The following is a 1,135-nucleotide window of genomic DNA, read 5'->3' as shown; positions in this document are numbered from 1 at the left end:
GCTGGACAGCCCCCGGGAGCTGGCCCACGCACTGGACGACGCACGGGAGTTGGCCGCGGTGCTGCGCGGCGAGCCGGTACCCGGGCTGGACGAGCCCGCGGCCGCCGGGCTGCTGTACGGGCCGGCCGGCATCGCGCTGCTGCACCTGCGGCTGTACCGGCGGACCGGCGAGCGGTGGCTGCTGGACGCCGGGCGGACGGCGCTGGAGCGGGCGGTGGCACGGTGCGTCCGGGTGCCCGACGGGTCGATGCAGGTACTGGAGGCCGGGCGCCGGCTGGCGTACCTGGACCGGGGCAGCAGCGGGATCGCGCTGGTGGTGCGGGAGTACCTGGAGCACGGGGAGCTGCCGGGCGGCGAGGCCTTCCTGACGGACGTGCGGAAGGTCTGCGCACCCGGGTTCATCCGGGAGCCGGGGCTGTTCCGGGGGCGGGTCGGGCTGACGCTGGCGCTGGACCGGCTGGGCGGGGCGCCGGCGCGGGAGGCCGTGCTCGGGCAGGTGCGCAAGCTCCAGTGGCACCTGGTGGCCCGGCCGGAGGGGCTGCTGGTGCCCGGGATGTGGCTGCGGCGCTTCTCGGCGGACCTGCACACGGGGGCGGCGGGGGTGCTGCTGGCGCTGTGCGGGCTGGAGGGGGAACGCGGGGAGGAACGGGCGGACGTGCTGGACCTGCTGACCCTGGGGTGAGCAGGCCCGAGGCCTCATCAGGACGGTGCCGGCGCCCCGAGGGCCTGCGCCGCGCGCTCCCGGGCGTGCAGATGGGTGAGCCGGGGCAGGGCGTACAGGGCGGCGTGGGCGGTGACCTCACCGGTGGGGGAGGTGACCGTCCCGGTGTCGGTGAGCGCCTCCAACGTGTGCAGGGCGAGCCGTTCGGGCCGGCCGAGGGCGGCGGCGGCCTCCGGGAGGGTGAAGAGCAGGGCGAGCGGCAGGGCGGCGAGCCGGGCGAGGGCGAGCCGGCCCTGGTCGGTGAGGTCGCGCCAGCCGGAGTCCAGCCGGGCGCGGACGGTGACGTCCCCGGCGACCAGTTCGTCCAGGGCGCCCGCCGGGTCCTCCAGCCGGGCCGCGTACTCGGTGAGCGGGAGGTGGCGCAGCACGGCCAGCCGGGTGCCCGCGACCCGTACGGCCAGCGGCAGCAGCCCG

The 1,135-nt window shown here is 77.9% G+C and carries 2 pseudogenes; one reads left to right on the top strand and one right to left on the bottom strand.

From position 1 onward, the window contains the following. A pseudogene (locus KS423_RS45960) lies at window positions 1–682 on the top strand (serine/threonine protein kinase); the annotation flags it as partial. Window positions 683–699: 17 nt separating this feature from the next. Here KS423_RS45960 and KS423_RS45955 read toward each other — a convergent pair. After that, window positions 700–1,135, bottom strand: a pseudogene (locus KS423_RS45955) (AfsR family transcriptional regulator); the annotation flags it as partial.

It is taken from the genome of Streptomyces sp. LS1784 (assembly GCF_020103755.1).
GTDB lineage: Bacteria > Actinomycetota > Actinomycetes > Streptomycetales > Streptomycetaceae > Kitasatospora.
This window is presented reverse-complemented; position numbering and strand designations above follow the sequence as displayed.